We start from the raw sequence: 16,228 nt of genomic DNA on the forward strand, positions 1-16,228 counted from the left end.
CGCACACCACGCCCCATGACGAGCCCAAACTGAGGACGTTCGCGACACTTACACCACGTACACGACACGCCCACCGACAACCGGGAACCGCCACCGGCCAAGGACGCGAGGAACCGAATCTCGCCCGCCTTGCCAGAATGTACGTGGTGACCCGAGCCGGGCAACCATTACACAGTTGGCCAACACTGACCAACTTCATTTGTAGCGGTTACCCTCACCTGTACTCATTCGGCCGGGCCCGCCGATGAGCGACCCACGTAGCGGAAGGATCTGGGAACCTGCGAAAGGATAAGGCGCTTGCGCGACGCCTTCCGGCGGCCGTTGCGGCCGCCGTAATCGCGGTCGGGCTGGGCGGTTGTGGAAGTGCCGACTCGTGGGTTGAGGCGGCCCCCGCACAAGGCTGGCCCGCACAATACGGCGACGCCGCCAACAGCAGCTACACCACGACGAATGGCGCCACCAATCTCACGCTGCGGTGGACGCGTTCGGTCAAAGGAAGCTTGGCTGCCGGACCAGCCCTGAGCGCACGCGGGTACCTCGCGTTAAACGGGCAGACCCCGGCCGGGTGTTCGCTGATGGAGTGGCAGAACGACAACAACGGCCGGCAGCGCTGGTGTGTGCGGCTGGTCCAGGGCGGCGGCTTCGCCGGCCCGTTGTTCGACGGCTTCGACAACCTCTATGTCGGCCAGCCGGGAGCGATAATCTCCTTTCCGCCGACCCAGTGGACGCGCTGGCGCCAGCCCGTGATCGGGATGCCGTCCACCCCGCGGTTTCTGGGGCATGGTCGCCTGCTCGTGAGTACACACCTGGGGCAGCTGCTGGTATTCGATACCCGCCGCGGCATGGTGGTCGGCAGTCCGGTGGACCTGGTGGACGGCATCGATCCCACCGATGCGACACGCGGACTGGCCGACTGTGCGCCGGCCCGGCCGGGCTGCCCGGTCGCGGCCGCCCCTGCGTTCTCGTCGGTCAACGGGACGGTGGTGGTCAGCGTCTGGCAGCCGGGCGAACCGGCCGCGAAGCTGGTCGGGCTGAAATACCACGCTGAGCAACTCGTCCGCGAGTGGACCAGTGACGCTGTCAGCGCGGGCGTGCTGGCCAGCCCGGTGCTCTCCGCCGACGGATCGACGGTCTACGTCAATGGGCGCGACCACCGGCTATGGGCACTCAACGCCGCCGACGGGAAAGCGAAGTGGTCAGCTCCCCTGGGCTTTCTGGCGCAGACGCCGCCCGCACTGACCCCACATGGACTGATCGTGTCCGGCGGGGGCCCCGACACCGCGCTGGCGGCGTTCCGGGATGCCGGTGATCACGCCGAGGGGGCCTGGCGACGCGACGACGTTACTGCGCTGTCGACCGCGAGTCTGGCCGGCACCGGCGTCGGCTATACGGTCATCAGCGGTCCACACCACGATGGCACGCCCGGTTTGTCGTTGCTGGTCTTCGATCCGGCCAACGGCCACACGGTCAACAGCTATCCGCTACCCGGAGCGACCGGCTATCCCGTCGGGGTATCGGTTGGCAACGACCGCCGGGTGGTGACCGCCACCAGCGACGGCCAGGTCTACAGCTTCGCACCTTAGATTGCCAGCGGCGGAATGGCGCTGCGCGGCACCTGGGCTTGGCAAGCGCCGACAAACGACGGCAGCAGCTCACCCTGGGCGAAGTAGAAAATCAGACTGTCGTCGGTGATAGCAAAGTTCTGGTAGTGAGCCGGGTCGAGGCCGGTCGAAGGCAATATCGCGGCACCGAAACCGGTCTGACGTGCCAGCTCGCGCTGAACGATGGGGTAGATGCTGTCCAGTGGCGTGGTGCCGGGCACGAACAACGTGTCGAAGGTGATGGGCTGCGAGGTCGCGAGGTTGTAGTTGAAGGCCTTGTACCAGGTGGACGGATGTGCCCCACCGAGGTCCTGGAAGAATTTGAGCACTACGCTGCGGGTGGCGTGCGGCGGCTGGCCGGAGCTGTGCTGTTCGCTGGTGGCGTCCATTTGGTAGGGCTGGTCTCGCAGCGGGGACCCCTGCGCGACGTTGACGAACCCGTCGCGGTTTTGCGTGATGTAGTCGGTCAGCGCCTGCTGGTCGGGATAGTCGACAGGAAATGTCATATCCAGCATGTACTTAGGGCCCGAGGCGTGCACATGGCAGATCTGGCCGGCCTGCAGAGTGCCGCCCAGGCCGGCGCATGACGGCGGCGCACCAGCCGCCGGCCAGCCCACCAGGACCACAGCAACGAGCACTGCGGTCGCTATCAGATAACGCATCGTCTCATCGTCCTCGCAGACCAAAGGCGTTGGCGCAGCTTAGGGGTGACCGCCGCCAGCCTACCCGTGCCGCTACCGGGACGGCCGACACACATAGGCGGTCACATGGCTCAAGGACCCGGTACCGATGCGGGTGATGACCACCGCCAGCGGTCTGCTGCCCCGCAGCCGGAGCCGTCGCCGCAGAGCGTCGGGATCGATCGCAACGCCGCGCACCAGGATTTCGGCTGCCCCGCAATCCAGCGCTGACAGCACCTGACGCAGCCGACGCTCGTCGAAGGCCAGCTGCTCGAGCACCTCGAACCCGCGCAACGCAGGCGGCAGCCGGTCACCGGACAGGTAAGCGATTTGGGGATCGAGCTGCCACAGCCCATGCCGGGCGCCGTAGTTGCGTACCAGGCCGGCACGGATGACGGCGCCGTCGGGGTCGACGATCCATTTCCCGGCGGGCCGCACACCGCAGTCGTCGGGCTCGTCGTCACCGATTTGTTCACCGGAATCGAGGATGCTGGCTCGACGGCGGATACCCGATCCGGCCAACCCGGCCGACCAAAGACATGCTTCTCGAACCCCACCGCGGTATGAGATCACCTCGATCTCGCCCTCGAAACCGAGCCGGCCCACCTCCTCGAAATCTATTCCGGGAGCGCACTTGACGACCACATCACGGCCGCGGTAGCGGTCCAGTAGTGGGCCCAGGCCGGGCTGGTAGTCGGCGAGGTGGAAGCGTCGCCGCCCGTTGCTGCGACGCGCCGGGTCGATGACGACGACCGCGTCGCGGGTCACCGGATGCAGCACATCGGCGCGGCACAGGTCAGCTTCCATTCCCAGGGCGGCCAGGTTGTGGCGCGCCATGGCCAGCCGCACCGGGTCGATATCGCTGCCGACCGCCCGGACAGCTAGCTCGCGCAGCGCGGCCAGCTCGGTGCCGATGGAGCAGGTCGCGTCGTGCACTACCCGACCGGCCAGTCGCCTGGCCCGGTGCCGGGCCACGGGTGCTGCGGTAGCCTGCTGCAGCGCCTCATCGGTGAATAGCCATTGCGACACCCCAACGTTCGGGCACAGCTCGCCCAGTTTGCCGGCGGCGCGGCGGCGCAGCAGCGTCGTCTCCACCAGCCACGGCGCCCGATCGCCAAACCGGGCGCGCACCGCGGCGATGTCGGCAATGCGAGTGGCAGCGGTCAGCTCGAGCTCTGCGACCGCGGCCAGCGCAACCGCACCCGATTCTGACAGCAGATAGCTGACGTCGGCGGCGGTGAACGTGAGACCAGTGAAGCCGCTGGTCAGGACGGCTTAACCCCGGTAAGCATCACGTTGTAGAACCAGCCCTTCGGCACCACATGCCGCCAGACGTTGGCGTCCACCCAGCCCAGAGTCTTCCAGCTGGTGAAGGCGAAGCGCGCCCAACCCCAGCCCAGCCGCCCTGGCGGCACCGTGCACTCAAACGTGCGCAACGGCCAACCCAGCATCGCCGCGGTGAACTCCTCGGTGGCGGTCGCGACCTCGACTGCACCCGCGTTGTGCGCGATCCGCTGCAGGTCCTGGGGCGTGAATGTGTGCAGGTCGACCAGGGCCTCCAGCGCCGCGGCGCGCGAGGACTCATCGAGCTCGCCTTGTGGTCGGCGCCAGCCTCTCAGACCGGGCAGCTTGGTAGCGTTGGTGACGACACGCCAGGTCAGCGTGGACAGTGTGCGAGCGTAGCCGTCGCCGACGGTGGTCGGCTCGCCGGCGAACACGAAGCGCCCGCCCGGCTTGAGTACCCGAACCACCTCCCGCAACGACAGCTCGACGTCGGGAATGTGGTGCAGCACCGCATGCCCGACCACGAGGTCGAAAGCGTCGTCGTCGTACGGGATGCCCTCGGCGTCGGCGACCCGGCCGTCGATGTCTAGCCCCAGCGCCTGCCCATTGCGGGTGGCGACCTTGACCATGCCGGGTGAGAGGTCGGTGACCGATCCACGCCGGGCAACGCCAGCCTGGATCAAGTTGAGCAGGAAGAATCCGGTTCCACAGCCCAGTTCCAGTGCGCGGTCGTAGGGCAGCTGCGCGATGACCTCATCAGGCACGATCGCGTCGAACCGGCCGCGGGCGTAGTCGACGCAACGCTGGTCATAAGAGATCGACCACTTCTCGTCGTAGTTCTCGGCTTCCCAGTCGTGGTAGAGCACCTGGGCGAGCTTGCTGTCGTGCCGAGCTGCGGCCACCTGCTCGGCCGTGGCATGTGGATTGGGAGTGGCGTCGGCGGGGATGTTTGAACTCCTCGTCATATAGGCGAGCCTAACGGCCGCCCCGGTCACCCTTGCTGCCACCACCTTGACCAGCGGCGAAAACCTCGACATAGCGCCGACGCTCAGCGGCGATCCGCTCGGCCGGCGCCAGCTCGTAGACGTCGCTGATCCCGGCTTTGGCCGCGGCCAGCGCGTGCGGCGGGCCGTCAAGAAAGCGCCTCGCCCAGGCCGCCGCGGCGTCGTAAACGTCGTCTGGGGCCACCATGTCGTCGATCAGGCCCAGCGCCAAGGCCTCCTCGGCGTCGAAGAAGCGCCCGCTGAACACCAGCTCCTTGGCTCTGCTCGGACCGGCCGCACGGGTCAGCCGGGCCATTCCGTCGCCGCTGGGGATCAGGCCGGCCAGGATCTCGGTCGCGCCGAATTTCACGTTGTCACCGCTGACTCGCCAATCGGCGGCTAGGGCCAGCGTAAGGCCGGCACCCAACGCGTATCCGGTGATGGCGGCCACGGTCGGCTTGGGGATCGCCGCAACGGCGTCGACGGCCTGCTGCCGAATCCGGGCGGCGGTGTCGGCCTCCTGCGCGCTCAATGTCCGCAGTTCGGGCATGTCGTCGCCGGCGGAGAAGATTTCGTGGCCGCCATACAGGATCACTGCGGCCACGTCGTCGCGTCGCCCCAGCTCGTTGGCCGCGGCGACCACTTCCCGGTAGACCTGGCGGGTCATCGCGTTGGTAGGCGGTCGCGATAGGAGCAACATGGCCAGGCCGGCATCCTGGGAGCCGTCACTGACCACGACGTTGACGAACTCGGGCACCGTTGGCGTCACAGCGGCCACCCGGTCGATCCGCCCGATCTCCGGGCCTGGTTATAGCGGTCGGAATCGAAGAACTCGATCTCCCAGTTGTCGCCGTTGCGGGCCAGCTGTGGCTGCACCGGGACAATTTGGCGTTCGACGGCCAGCACGTCGGCAACGGTATGACCGGCCAGCGAGTCCAGTTGCGTCCAGGTCGGCGGCAGCAAGAAGTTGCGGCCGGCGGCGAAGTCGGCGATAGCGTCGGCTGGCAACACCCAACCAGCCCGGTCGGATTCGGTGTTCTCGCCGTCGGCGCGCTGACCTTCAGGTAGGGCACCCACAAAGAAGTAGGTGTCGTAGCGCCGGGTCAGTTCGGCCTCCGGGGTGACCCAGTTGGCCCAGGGCCGTAGCAGGTCGGATCGCAGCACCAGCTTTTCCCGCTGCAGGAAGTCCGCGAAGGACAGCGTCCGGTCGGCCAGTGCGCGACGCGCGTCGCCGTACACCGAGGCATCCGAGACGATGCTGTTCGGTGCCGAATGGTCCTGATCGACCGGCCCGGCGAATAGCACCCCCGACTCCTCGAACGTCTCGCGGGCCGCCGCGCAGACCAAGGCTTCGGCGAGATCAGGCTCGATGCCGAACCGCTGCGCCCACCACTGCGGCGGCGGACCGGCCCATGCCCCCAGCCGGCCCAAGTCGGCGTCGCGGTCGCGGTCGTCGACTCCCCCGCCGGGAAACACCATTACCCCGGCGGCGAAATCCATCGCAGCGTGCCGCCGCATCAAGAAGACGGCCAGACCGGACGCTGATCCGGCGTCCGGGTCGCGGACCAACATCACGGTCGCCGCCGGCCTCGGTGTAGGCGGGGGTACCAGTGGCTCGCGAGGTGAATTCATGACTGTCTCCGATGGGCTGCTCGGCTGCGACGCCGTCGGGCGAAATATCGCCCGTCGGCCACCTCCAGCGTGATCTCCTGGCCAAACGCGGTGGACAGGTTCTCGGCGGTCAGCGCGTCGGGAAGCAAGCCCGCGGCAACCACCCGGGCCTCCGACAGCAGCAGGCAATGGCTGAAGCCGGGCGGAATCTCCTCGACGTGGTGGGTGACCAGAACCAGCGCGGGCGCGTCAGGGTCGGCTGCCAGGTCGGCCAGCCGGGCGACCAATTCCTCTCGGCCACCTAAGTCCAGGCCGGCGGCGGGTTCGTCGAGCAGCAGCAGCTCTGGATCTGTCATCAAAGCCCGCGCAATCAGCACTCGCTTGCGCTCGCCCTCCGACAGTGTTCCGTATGTGCGGTTGGCCAAATGCTCAGCGCCCAGGCTCTCCAGCATGTCGATCGCGCGGTGGTAGTCGACGGCCTCGTAGCGCTCGCGCCACCGGCCCAACACTGCATAGCCGGCGGAGACGACAAGATCGCGGACGCGTTCATCGCCGGGCACCCGCTCCGCCAGCGCCGAGGAACTGAGCCCGACCCGAGCACGCAGTTCCGAGACGTCAACCCGGCCTAGCCGCTCACCGAGCACAAAGGCCACGCCCGACGACGGATGCTCAGCCGCGGCGGCAATGCGCAGCAATGACGTCTTGCCGGCCCCGTTGGGGCCGACGATCACCCAGCGTTCGTCGAGTTCGACCGCCCAATCCAGCGGGCCGACCAGCGTGCGCCCATAACGGCGCAGGGACACGTTTCGGAAGTCGATCAGCAGGTCGGGGTCGGCCGCATCAGGGCCGCCGTTGTCGAGCACCCGACTATCGTGCCGCATGCTCCGCGAGCAACCTAGTCGGCCGGGATTTCGACGCGACGCACCCCACAGTCGCCGGCGTCGGCGGCCTCGATCTCACCGCGAGTCACGCCCAACAAGAACAACACCGTGTCCAGGTACGGATGGCTCAACGACGCATCGGCGACCTCACGCAACGCCGGCTTGGCGTTGAATGCGATTCCCAGCCCGGCCGCGCCCAGCATGTCGATATCGTTGGCGCCGTCGCCGACCGCGACGGTCTGCTCCATCGGCACCCCATACTGGCTCGCGAAGTCCCGAAGCGCCTTGGCCTTGCCGGGCCGGTCAACAATCGGCCCCACGACCCGGCCGGTAAGAATGCCATCGACGATTTCCAGCTCGTTGGACGCAACGAAATCCAACATCAACTCGCGTGCGAGCGGCTCGATGATCCGCCGAAAGCCGCCGGAAACCACACCGCAGCGAAAACCCAGACGCCGCAAGGTCCGGATCGTGGTCCGAGCACCAGGCATCAGTTCGAGCTGCTCGGCGACGTCGTCTATCACCGTCGCGGGCAGCCCCGCCAAGGTGGCAACACGACGCTGCAGCGACTCGGCGAAGTCCAGCTCACCACGCATCGCGGCCTCGGTGATCGCGGCGACCTGTCCCTGGGCACCCGCACGGGCTGCCAGCATCTCGATGACCTCGCCTTGGACCAGCGTGGAGTCGACGTCGAAGACGATCAGGCGTTTGGTGCGCCAAGCCAAGCCGTAGTCCTCGACGGCCACATCGACATGCTCTTCGGCGGCCACCTTGGTCAGGGCGATCTGCAGCGGACCCACGCATCCAGGCGGCACCGAGACCCGCAACTCCAGGCCGGTGACCGGGTAGTCGGAAATGCCGCGGATGAAGTCGATGTTGACGCCGAGTGCGGCCACTTCCCTGGCCACCGCGCTGAACGCTCCGGCGGTAATCGGGCGTCCCAGCACGAAAATGGTGTGGGTGGACGGTTGCCGAATGATTGGCAGATCGTCGCTGCGCTCGATGGCGACGTCTAGACCCACCCCGTGGATGGCGGCCGCGACGTCGTCGCGCAGCGCGGTACCGTCGGCAACGTCCAGCGGGCACGACACCAGCACACCCAGCGTGAGCCGGCCCCGGATCACCACTTGTTCCACGTTGAGCAGCTCGACTCCGTGCTGCGCGAGCACCTCGAAGAGCGCGGATGTCACGCCTGGCTGATCCATGCCGGTGACCGTGATCAGCACCGACACCTTGGCTGGCATGCTCACCCTCAGATGGGGCCCAACCGGTACGGCCCCATCAGCTCGAAGTCACCATGGCGGGCTCGTCATGATGACGCCCGACGTGGGCCTCGGCGCGAAGGCGTTCCACCATATGCGGGTAGTGCAGTTCGAACGCGGGACGCTCGGAGCGGATGCGAGGCAGCTCGGTGAAGTTGTGCCGCGGCGGCGGACAACTTGTCGCCCACTCCAGCGAATTCCCGTACCCCCACGGGTCGTCGACGGTGACCACCTCGCCGTAGCGCCAGCTCTTGAAGACGTTCCACACGAACGGGAACATCGACGCACCCAGGATGAAGGCCCCGATCGTCGAGACGACGTTGAGACCCTGGAAGCCGTCGGTGGGTAGGTAGTCGGCGTAGCGACGCGGCATACCCTCGTCGCCCAACCAGTGCTGCACCAGGAACGTGGTGTGAAAACCGATGAACGTCAACCAGAAGTGCAGTTTGCCCAACCGCTCGTCGAGCAGCCGGCCGGTCATCTTGGGGAACCAGAAATAGATGCCGGCGAAGGTGGCGAAAACGATCGTGCCGAACAGCACGTAGTGAAAGTGTGCAACCACGAAATAGCTATCGGTGACGTGGAAGTCCAGCGGCGGGCTGGCCAGCAGCACACCGGTGAGTCCGCCCAGCAAGAAGGTGACCATGAAGCCCACCGAAAACAACATCGGGGTTTCAAAGGTCAATTGCCCCTTCCACATGGTGCCGATCCAGTTGAAAAACTTGATCCCGGTCGGCACCGCGATCAGATACGTCATGAAAGAGAAGAAGGGAAGCAGGACGGCTCCGGTCGCGAACATGTGGTGCGCCCATACCGCGACCGACAACGCGGCGATCGACAGCGTCGCATAGACCAGCGTGGTGTAACCGAAGATCGGCTTGCGGGAAAACACCGGGAAGATCTCCGAGACGATCCCGAAAAACGGCAGCGCGATGATGTAGACCTCGGGGTGGCCGAAGAACCAAAACAGGTGCTGCCACAGCAGGACTCCGCCATTGGCGGCGTCATAGATGTGAGCTCCCAGATGCCGGTCGGCGGCCAGCCCGAACAATGCCGCCGTGAGCAGCGGGAACGCAATCAATATCAGGATGGACGTCACCATGATGTTCCAGGTGAAGATCGGCATCCGGAACATCGTCATCCCGGGTGCGCGCATACACACCACGGTGGTGATCATGTTGACCGCGCCCAGGATGGTGCCCAGACCCGCAACGATCAAACCCATGATCCACAGGTCGCCCCCGGCGCCGGGCGAGTGAATGGCGTCGGTCAGCGGCGTGTAGGCGGTCCACCCGAAGTCCGCGGCCCCGCCCGGAGTGATGAAGCCGGCTGCCCCGATGGTGGCGCCAAATACGAACAGCCAGAACGAAAAGGCGTTCAGCCGGGGGAAGGCCACGTCGGGTGCGCCGATCTGCAGCGGCAGCACCAGGTTGGCGAAACCAAACACAATCGGCGTGGCATAGAACAGCAGCATGATCGTGCCGTGCATGGTGAACAACTGGTTGAACTGCTCATTCGACAAGAACTGCAGACCGGGTGCGGCCAGCTCGGTCCGCATCAACAACGCCAGCAGGCCACCGATGAAGAAAAAGCTTATGCACGCGACGCAGTACATGATGCCGATCATCTTGTGATCGGTGGTGGTGATCAGCTTGTAGACCAGGCTCCCCTTGGGACCGGTGCGGGCCGGGTAAGGACGAATGGCTTCGAGTTCTCCCAGCGGGGGCGCTTCGGCTGTCAACGCACTCCTCCAAACATCCAGCCCGGACCGGGCCAAAACCCAGTATTGAGAGGCATCTTAGCCCTCGATCAGGCTGGCGGCAGGCCTGGTCCTACAAACCGTCGTAAATGCCAGACTCCGCCGGCGGGCCGTTGCAGACCAACGCTTTCCGCCCGCGCGAATCGGGGTCGACGGCTGGCCGAGTGCTACCGTCGAACGCGTGCTGTTCGGCGGGACGCGATCCACTGTCGCTGTCGCCGTAGCGGCAGCCGTGATCGCAGCGTCCAGTGGTTGCGGCTCCGATCAACCGGCCCATAAGGCGTCACGATCGATGATCACGCCCACCACCCAGATCGCCGGCGCCGGGGTGCTGGGAAACGACAGAAAGCCGGATGAGTCGTGCGCGCGTGCGGCGGCCGCGGCCGATCCGGGGCCACCGACCCGACCAGCGCACAATGCGGCGGGAGTCAGCCCGGAGATGGTGGCGGTGCCGGCGGAGGCGCAGCGCATCGTGGTGCTCTCCGGTGACCAGCTCGACGCGCTGTGCGCGCTGGGCCTGCAATCGCGGATCGTCGCCGCCGCGTTGCCGAACGGCTCCTCAAGTCAACCTTCCTATCTGGGCACGACCGTGCATGATCTGCCCGGTGTCGGTACTCGCAGCGCCCCCGACCTGGGCGCCATTGCGGCGGCTCACCCGGATCTGATCCTGGGTTCGCAGGGTTTGACGCCGCAGTTGTATCCGCAGCTGGCGGCAATCGCCCCGACGGTGTTTACCGCGGCACCGGGCGCGGACTGGGAAAATAACCTGCGTGGTGTCGGTGCCGCCACGGCCCGTATCGCCGCGGTGGACGCGCTGATCACCGGGTTCGCCGAACACGCCACCCAGGTCGGGACCAAGCATGACGCGACCCACTTCCAAGCATCGATCGTGCAGCTGACCGCCAACACCATGCGGATATACGGCGCCAACAACTTCCCGGCCAGCGTGCTGAGCGCGGTCGGCGTCGACCGACCGCCGTCTCAGCGGTTCACCGACAAGGCCTACATCGAGATCGGCACCACGGCCGCCGACCTGGCGAAATCACCGGACTTCTCGGCGGCCGACGCCGATATCGTCTACCTGTCGTGCGCGTCGGAAGCAGCCGCGGAACGCGCAGCCGTCATCCTGGATAGCGACCCATGGCGCAAGCTGTCCGCCAACCGTGACAACCGGGTCTTCGTCGTCAACGACCAGGTATGGCAGACCGGCGAGGGTATGGTCGCTGCCCGCGGCATTGTCGATGATCTGCGCTGGGTCGACGCGCCGATCAACTAGTGAGGCGCAGCGCTAGGCTTTGGGATACCCACAGCTAAAAAGTTAACCAAAGAAACGAAGAGGGTTGCCATGAGCACTGTTGCCGCCTACGCCGCCATGTCGGCGACCGAACCCCTGACCAAGACCACGATCACCCGTCGCGACCCGGGCCCGCACGACGTGGCGATCGACATCAAGTTCGCCGGAATCTGTCACTCGGACATCCATACCGTCAAAGCCGAGTGGGGCCAACCGAATTACCCTGTGGTCCCTGGCCACGAGATCGCCGGAGTGGTGACCGCCGTGGGCTCGGAGGTGACCAAGTACCGGCAGGGCGACCGCGTTGGGGTTGGCTGTTTCGTGGACTCGTGCCGCGAGTGCAACAGTTGCACGCGCGGCATCGAACAGTACTGCAAGCCAGGCGCAAACTTCACCTACAACTCGATCGGCAAAGACGGCCAGCCAACCCAGGGCGGCTACAGCGAAGCGATCGTCGTCGACGAAAACTACGTGTTGCGCATACCCGACGTGCTGCCCCTGGATGTGGCGGCGCCGCTGTTGTGTGCGGGCATCACGCTGTACTCGCCACTGCGCCACTGGAACGCCGGGGCGAACACGCGGGTGGCGATCATCGGCCTAGGCGGACTGGGTCACATGGGCGTCAAGCTGGGCGCCGCGATGGGCGCCGACGTGACGGTGCTGTCCCAATCGCTGAAGAAAATGGAGGACGGTCTGCGCTTGGGGGCCAAGAGCTACTACGCGACCGCCGACCCGGACACCTTCCGCAAGCTGCGCGGCGGCTTCGACCTGATCCTGAACACCGTCTCGGCTAACTTGGACCTCGGCCAGTACCTGAACCTGCTGGACGTCGACGGCACACTCGTGGAACTGGGTATCCCCGAGCACCCCATGGCCGTGCCGGCGTTCGCGCTAGCGCTCATGCGACGCAGCCTGGCCGGGTCCAACATCGGCGGGATCGCCGAGACCCAGGAGATGCTCAATTTCTGTGCCGAGCACGGCGTGACACCCGAAATCGAGCTGATTGAACCGGACTACATCAACGACGCCTACGAGCGCGTGCTGGCCAGCGACGTGCGCTACCGCTTCGTCATCGACATCTCAGCCCTGTGAGGCCGGTGCGCGATCACTTCCGGATTCGGACTCGCCGACGTCGACGCCGGCCAGCGGCCATCCGGCGGCGGCCAGGATGCCTGCCACCCGTTGGATGTTTTCCGGTCCGGGGTCGTGATGGGTCACCTCGGAGATGAACTCGGCGATCTCGTCGCGGTCGATCACACGGTCCGCCACGGCGGGCGACCCGTTCTCGGTGAAGTGGCGCACCACCTCCCCGATCTGCTCCTCGGTCAGCGGGGTGCTGCGCAATAGCGACAGCAGCGCCACCCGGTCCGGCCCGGGGACGCCCTCGGGGTAGCCAACCTGAAGCCAGCGCAGCACCGAACGGAAGAAATGCGGGTGCGAGAACGTTTTCGTCACCCCACCAGTCTCAAGGTTTCGACATCACTCGCGCCAGTGTAGTGCGGCGCGATTCAGACAATTCACGAGGCGTTCACCACGATCGCGAGCCCATGGACCCATGAGCCCGTGACATTCTGCAGCGTCGTCTAGCGGGACGGCAACGACGAACTGGGTTTTCACCCCGCTCGATTAGGTGGCGTTTGGCAAGCTGGCTCGCGCGCTGCGGGGCAAGGCCATCTGGCGTTGCGCTGTCACGCGCTGGAGTGCCCTCGTGAGAAATGTCCGGCCCCGGGCAGCGGACGTCGACGGTGTCAGGCCGGGCAGTCGCCGCGGGTCAACGAGCTTGGCGTGACGCTCGACCGGTAGCTATCGGATTCCAGCAGCTTGGGCAGCCAATTGTCCCAGGTGCCAGTCGCGCCGCCAGCGGTATGCACCGCGGTACGCGCGGCAACAAACGCCTTGTGACGAGCGCGTCCGAGCGGTCATCGGCCTCCACCGTCATGCACAGCTCCTTCTCCAGGTCTACGCCGACGTCGCGGTCCACATTGGTGAGCTTGGCGAATGCCTCGGCAACCTCGTCGAAATGCGCCTCCGCGTCCGCATCGAACGGTCCGCCCATGTCAAAGATCAACTCGACGTAGTAGCTAGTTACCGCATCAGGTCAGTGTTTGCTGGCCTCGGAGTCCGGCCGAACAATGGCCCATTTTCCCGCGACTCTAGAAGTCCCAGTCATCGTCCTCGGTGACGACCGCCTTGCCGATCACATAGCTCGACCCGGATCCGGAGAAGAAGTCATGGTTCTCGTCGGCGTTGGGTGACAGCGCCGACAGGATGGCCGGGTTCACGTCGGTCTCATCGCGGGGGAACAGCGCCTCATAGCCGAGGTTCATCAGCGCCTTGTTGGCGTTGTAGCGCAAGAACTTCTTGACGTCCTCGGTTAGCCCGACCTCGTCGTAGAGGTCCTGGGTGTATTCCACCTCGTTGTCGTAGAGCTCGAACAGTAGCTCGTAGGTGTAGTCCTTGAGCTCGGCGCGCGTGACGTCGTCAACCAACGCCAGACCACGCTGGAACTTATAGCCGATGTAGTAACCGTGCACGGCCTCGTCGCGGATGATCAGCCGGATCATGTCGGCGGTGTTGGTCAACTTGGCCCGACTCGACCAGTACATCGGCAGGTAGAACCCAGAGTAGAACAGGAAGCTCTCCAGCAGGGTGGAGGCCACCTTGCGCTTGAGCGGCTCGTCGCCGCGGTAGTACTGCAGCACGATCTCGGCCTTGCGCTGCAGATTGCGATTTTCCTCCGACCAGCGGAAGGCGTCGTCGATCTCGGCGGTGGAGCACAGCGTGGAGAAGATCTGGCTGTAGCTCTTGGCGTGCACCGACTCCATGAACGCGATGTTGGTCAACACCGCCTCCTCATGCGGAGTCAGCGCGTCGGGAATCAGGCTGACCGCACCAACGGTGCCCTGGATGGTGTCCAACATGGTCAGGCCGGTGAAGACCCGCATGGTTAGTTGCTTCTCGCCGGCGGTCAGGGTGCCCCACGACGGGATGTCATTGGACACCGGCACCTTCTCGGGCAGCCAGAAGTTTCCGGTCAGCCGATCCCAGACCTCAGCGTCCTTCTCATCTTGCAGTCGGTTCCAGTTGATCGCTGAGACTCGATCAATTAGCTTTGCGTTTCCAGTCACCAGAACCCCACTTCACCAGGACAACAAGCTGCCTTGCTAGGCCTCAAACACTACCCCTGGGGTCCGACAAGGTACTGCAACACAAGAAGTTGTGTTTGCGTGTCGCGAATCCGCTCGCCTGTTTCGCCGGCTAGTTCGCCGCAGCGACCGTCGCGCGGTCGCTCGACAAACCGTTGCCGATCCCGAAGAACCGGTACTCGGCGGGGTTAACCGAGCGGGTGGTCAGCCAGTATTGCCAGGTGTAGCCGCACCAGAGCACGGTGTTCTTGCCGTGCTCGTCGAGATACCAGCTGCGGCAGCCGCCACTGTTCCACACCGACCCAGCCAGCCTGCGCTGCAGCTCCTCGTTGAACCGGTCTTGCGCCTCGCGGGTGGGGGCCAGCGCTTGCACGCCCATCCGGTCGCATTTCGCGATCGCATCGGCCACGTAATGGATCTGCGATTCGATCATGAACACCACGGAGTTGTGTCCCAGCCCAGTGTTCGGCCCCAGCAGGAAGAACAGGTTGGGCATGTTGGCGACGGTGATCCCGCGGTGTGCACCGATGCCCTCACGGTTCCAGCGGTCGACCAGGTCCTCGCCGTGACGCCCCTTGATCTGCACATAGGTATAGGAGTCGGTGACGTGGAAGCCGGTGGCGTACACGATCACATCGGCTTCCCGGAAGACCTCACGGCCAGTGCCGTCGGCGGTGACGATCCCGTCGCGCGTGATCCGGTCGATGCGGTCGGTGATCAGTTCGGTCTTCGGGTCCGCCACCGCGGGGTAATAGGTAGAGGAGTTCAGGATCCGTTTGCAGCCGATGCGATACCGCGGCGTCAGCTTGCGCCGCAGCTCGCGATCCTTCACCGATCGACGAATATTGTATTTGGCATAGGCCTCGATGATCTTCAACGTGTTGGGCCGCTTGGTCATGCCGTAGGCCAGCGCCTCCTGGGCCCAGTAGATGCCGAGGCGCAACAGTGCCCGTAGCCCGGGGACGGTTCGCAACACCCGGCGCAGCGACACCGGCAGCTCTTCGTTGGTGCGCGGGACCACCCAAGGCGGGGTGCGCTGATAGAGCTGAAGTTCGGCGACCCGCCCGACGATCTCGGGCACGATCTGGATCGCGCTGGCACCGGTCCCGACGATCGCCACCCGCTTGCCGGTCAGGTCGATACTGTGGTCCCACTGGGCGGAATGGAAAGCGGGGCCGGCGAATTCGTCGCGACCTGCGATCTCGGGGAAGGACGGGATGTGCAACGCACCGGCCCCGGAGATCAGGAACTGCGCGACGTATTCACGCCCGTCGGCGGTGAACACGTGCCAGCGGCATTCGTCGTCGTCCCAGTAGCCGCGATCGACGAGCGAATTGAACTCGATGTAGCGGCGCAGGCCGTACTTGTCGGTGACCCCTTTGAGGTAGCCCAAGATTTCGTCCCAGTAGGAAAACAGGTGCTTCCAGTCCGCCTTGGGCTCGAACGAGAAGGAGTACAGGTGCGACGGGATGTCGCACGCGCAGCCGGGGTAGGTGTTGTCGCGCCAGGTGCCGCCGACGTCGTCGGCTTTCTCCAATATGACGAAGTCCACTCCTTGCTTTTGCAGTGCGATGGCCATGCCCAAACCGGAGAATCCGGTTCCGATGATGACGGCGCGGGTACGTACCGGCGGCTGGTTGGCCGGGCTTGGCGTGGACGGCTTGGCAGCCGTATCGGCAATGCTCACAATGGATCGGTCTTCCTGTTCAGCGGCGAGTTTGGCGCTT

General features: G+C 65.5%; 15 protein-coding genes. 3 read left to right on the plus strand and 12 right to left on the minus strand.

Annotated features, from left to right (window positions below; all coding sequences use genetic code 11):
* Positions 1-335 precede the first annotated feature (335 nt).
* Positions 336-1,583 carry an outer membrane protein assembly factor BamB family protein gene (locus tag MCAN_RS16095; protein WP_407635598.1) on the plus strand — a complete coding sequence of 416 codons (1,248 nt, stop codon included), beginning with the start codon at positions 336-338 and terminating at the stop codon, positions 1,581-1,583.
* On the opposite strand, the gene MCAN_RS16100 is transcribed toward MCAN_RS16095, so the two are convergent.
* The 8 genes from MCAN_RS16100 to ctaD all read right to left on the minus strand — a co-directional run bounded on the left by MCAN_RS16100 (position 1,580) and on the right by ctaD (position 10,043).
* The gene (locus MCAN_RS16100; protein ID WP_014001549.1) at positions 1,580-2,263 is read right to left on the minus strand and encodes an esterase; all 684 of its coding nucleotides are present in this window, start codon (positions 2,261-2,263) and stop codon (positions 1,580-1,582) included. The genes MCAN_RS16095 and MCAN_RS16100 overlap by 4 nt on opposite strands.
* A 72-nt stretch (positions 2,264-2,335) precedes the next feature.
* Positions 2,336-3,550: a class I SAM-dependent methyltransferase gene (locus tag MCAN_RS16105; RefSeq protein ID WP_178125321.1), complete on the minus strand. Its 1,215-nt coding sequence runs from the start codon at positions 3,548-3,550 to the stop codon at positions 2,336-2,338.
* Positions 3,547-4,530, minus strand: coding sequence for a class I SAM-dependent methyltransferase (locus MCAN_RS16110; RefSeq protein WP_014001551.1), 984 nt, complete (start codon positions 4,528-4,530; stop codon positions 3,547-3,549). The genes MCAN_RS16105 and MCAN_RS16110 overlap by 4 nt, the downstream gene beginning before the upstream one ends.
* A 10-nt stretch (positions 4,531-4,540) precedes the next feature.
* Positions 4,541-5,305, minus strand: coding sequence for an enoyl-CoA hydratase (locus MCAN_RS16115; RefSeq protein ID WP_003415942.1), 765 nt, complete (start codon positions 5,303-5,305; stop codon positions 4,541-4,543).
* Positions 5,306-5,313: 8 nt separating this feature from the next.
* Positions 5,314-6,180, minus strand: a complete 867-nt coding sequence (locus tag MCAN_RS16120) for an NUDIX hydrolase (RefSeq protein ID WP_003415943.1) — start codon at positions 6,178-6,180, stop codon at positions 5,314-5,316.
* Complete coding sequence (locus MCAN_RS16125) at positions 6,177-7,040, minus strand: ABC transporter ATP-binding protein (protein WP_014001552.1); 864 nt, start codon at positions 7,038-7,040, stop codon at positions 6,177-6,179. Before MCAN_RS16125 ends, MCAN_RS16120 begins: the two co-directional genes overlap by 4 nt.
* Before the next feature lie 14 nt (positions 7,041-7,054).
* Positions 7,055-8,284, minus strand: a complete 1,230-nt coding sequence (gene serB, locus MCAN_RS16130; RefSeq protein WP_003415945.1) for a phosphoserine phosphatase SerB — start codon at positions 8,282-8,284, stop codon at positions 7,055-7,057.
* Positions 8,285-8,321: 37 nt separating this feature from the next.
* Positions 8,322-10,043 (minus strand): aa3-type cytochrome oxidase subunit I, encoded by a 1,722-nt coding sequence (gene ctaD, locus MCAN_RS16135; protein ID WP_003415946.1) that lies wholly within the window; start codon positions 10,041-10,043, stop codon positions 8,322-8,324.
* 199 nt (positions 10,044-10,242) lie between these two features.
* Between ctaD and MCAN_RS16145 the strand changes: the two genes are divergently transcribed.
* Together MCAN_RS16145 and MCAN_RS16150 are read left to right on the plus strand one after the other, a co-directional pair.
* The gene (locus MCAN_RS16145; protein WP_015288425.1) at positions 10,243-11,337 is read left to right on the plus strand and encodes an iron-siderophore ABC transporter substrate-binding protein; all 1,095 of its coding nucleotides are present in this window, start codon (positions 10,243-10,245) and stop codon (positions 11,335-11,337) included.
* A 69-nt stretch (positions 11,338-11,406) separates the two neighbouring features.
* Entirely contained in the window at positions 11,407-12,447 is a 1,041-nt protein-coding gene (locus MCAN_RS16150; protein WP_003415965.1) for an NAD(P)-dependent alcohol dehydrogenase, read from the plus strand.
* Here the strand turns inward: MCAN_RS16150 and MCAN_RS16155 are convergent.
* The 4 genes from MCAN_RS16155 to MCAN_RS16170 all read right to left on the minus strand — a co-directional run bounded on the left by MCAN_RS16155 (position 12,436) and on the right by MCAN_RS16170 (position 16,188).
* Entirely contained in the window at positions 12,436-12,810 is a 375-nt protein-coding gene (locus MCAN_RS16155; protein WP_014001554.1) for a DUF3349 domain-containing protein, read from the minus strand. The two genes, MCAN_RS16150 and MCAN_RS16155, sit on opposite strands and share 12 nt — an antisense overlap.
* A gap of 316 nt (positions 12,811-13,126) precedes the next feature.
* Complete coding sequence (locus tag MCAN_RS16160; protein WP_014001555.1) at positions 13,127-13,411, minus strand: hypothetical protein; 285 nt, start codon at positions 13,409-13,411, stop codon at positions 13,127-13,129.
* A gap of 97 nt (positions 13,412-13,508) precedes the next feature.
* Positions 13,509-14,483 carry a class 1b ribonucleoside-diphosphate reductase subunit beta gene (gene nrdF / locus MCAN_RS16165; RefSeq protein WP_003415973.1) on the minus strand — a complete coding sequence of 325 codons (975 nt, stop codon included), beginning with the start codon at positions 14,481-14,483 and terminating at the stop codon, positions 13,509-13,511.
* A gap of 130 nt (positions 14,484-14,613) precedes the next feature.
* A complete protein-coding gene (locus tag MCAN_RS16170; RefSeq protein ID WP_014001556.1) occupies positions 14,614-16,188 on the minus strand; it encodes a flavin-containing monooxygenase in 1,575 nt (524 codons plus the stop codon).
* Between the last annotated feature and the right edge of the window lie 40 nt (positions 16,189-16,228).

It is taken from the genome of Mycobacterium canetti CIPT 140010059 (genome assembly GCF_000253375.1).
Classification (GTDB): Bacteria; Actinomycetota; Actinomycetes; order Mycobacteriales; family Mycobacteriaceae; genus Mycobacterium; species Mycobacterium tuberculosis.

Bases quoted from the DNA above. Each gene is read 5' to 3' on its own strand.
- serB (WP_003415945.1), bottom strand. From the start codon at position 8,284: ATGCCAGCCAAGGTGTCGGTGCTGATCACGGTCACCGGCATGGATCAG.
- MCAN_RS16110 (WP_014001551.1), bottom strand. From the start codon at position 4,530: ATGACGAGGAGTTCAAACATCCCCGCCGACGCCACTCCCAATCCACAT.
- MCAN_RS16160 (WP_014001555.1), bottom strand. From the start codon at position 13,411: ATGGGCGGACCGTTCGATGCGGACGCGGAGGCGCATTTCGACGAGGTT.
- MCAN_RS16100 (WP_014001549.1), bottom strand. From the start codon at position 2,263: ATGCGTTATCTGATAGCGACCGCAGTGCTCGTTGCTGTGGTCCTGGTG.
- MCAN_RS16120 (WP_003415943.1), bottom strand. From the start codon at position 6,180: ATGAATTCACCTCGCGAGCCACTGGTACCCCCGCCTACACCGAGGCCG.
- MCAN_RS16125 (WP_014001552.1), bottom strand. From the start codon at position 7,040: ATGCGGCACGATAGTCGGGTGCTCGACAACGGCGGCCCTGATGCGGCC.
- MCAN_RS16150 (WP_003415965.1), top strand. From the start codon at position 11,407: ATGAGCACTGTTGCCGCCTACGCCGCCATGTCGGCGACCGAACCCCTG.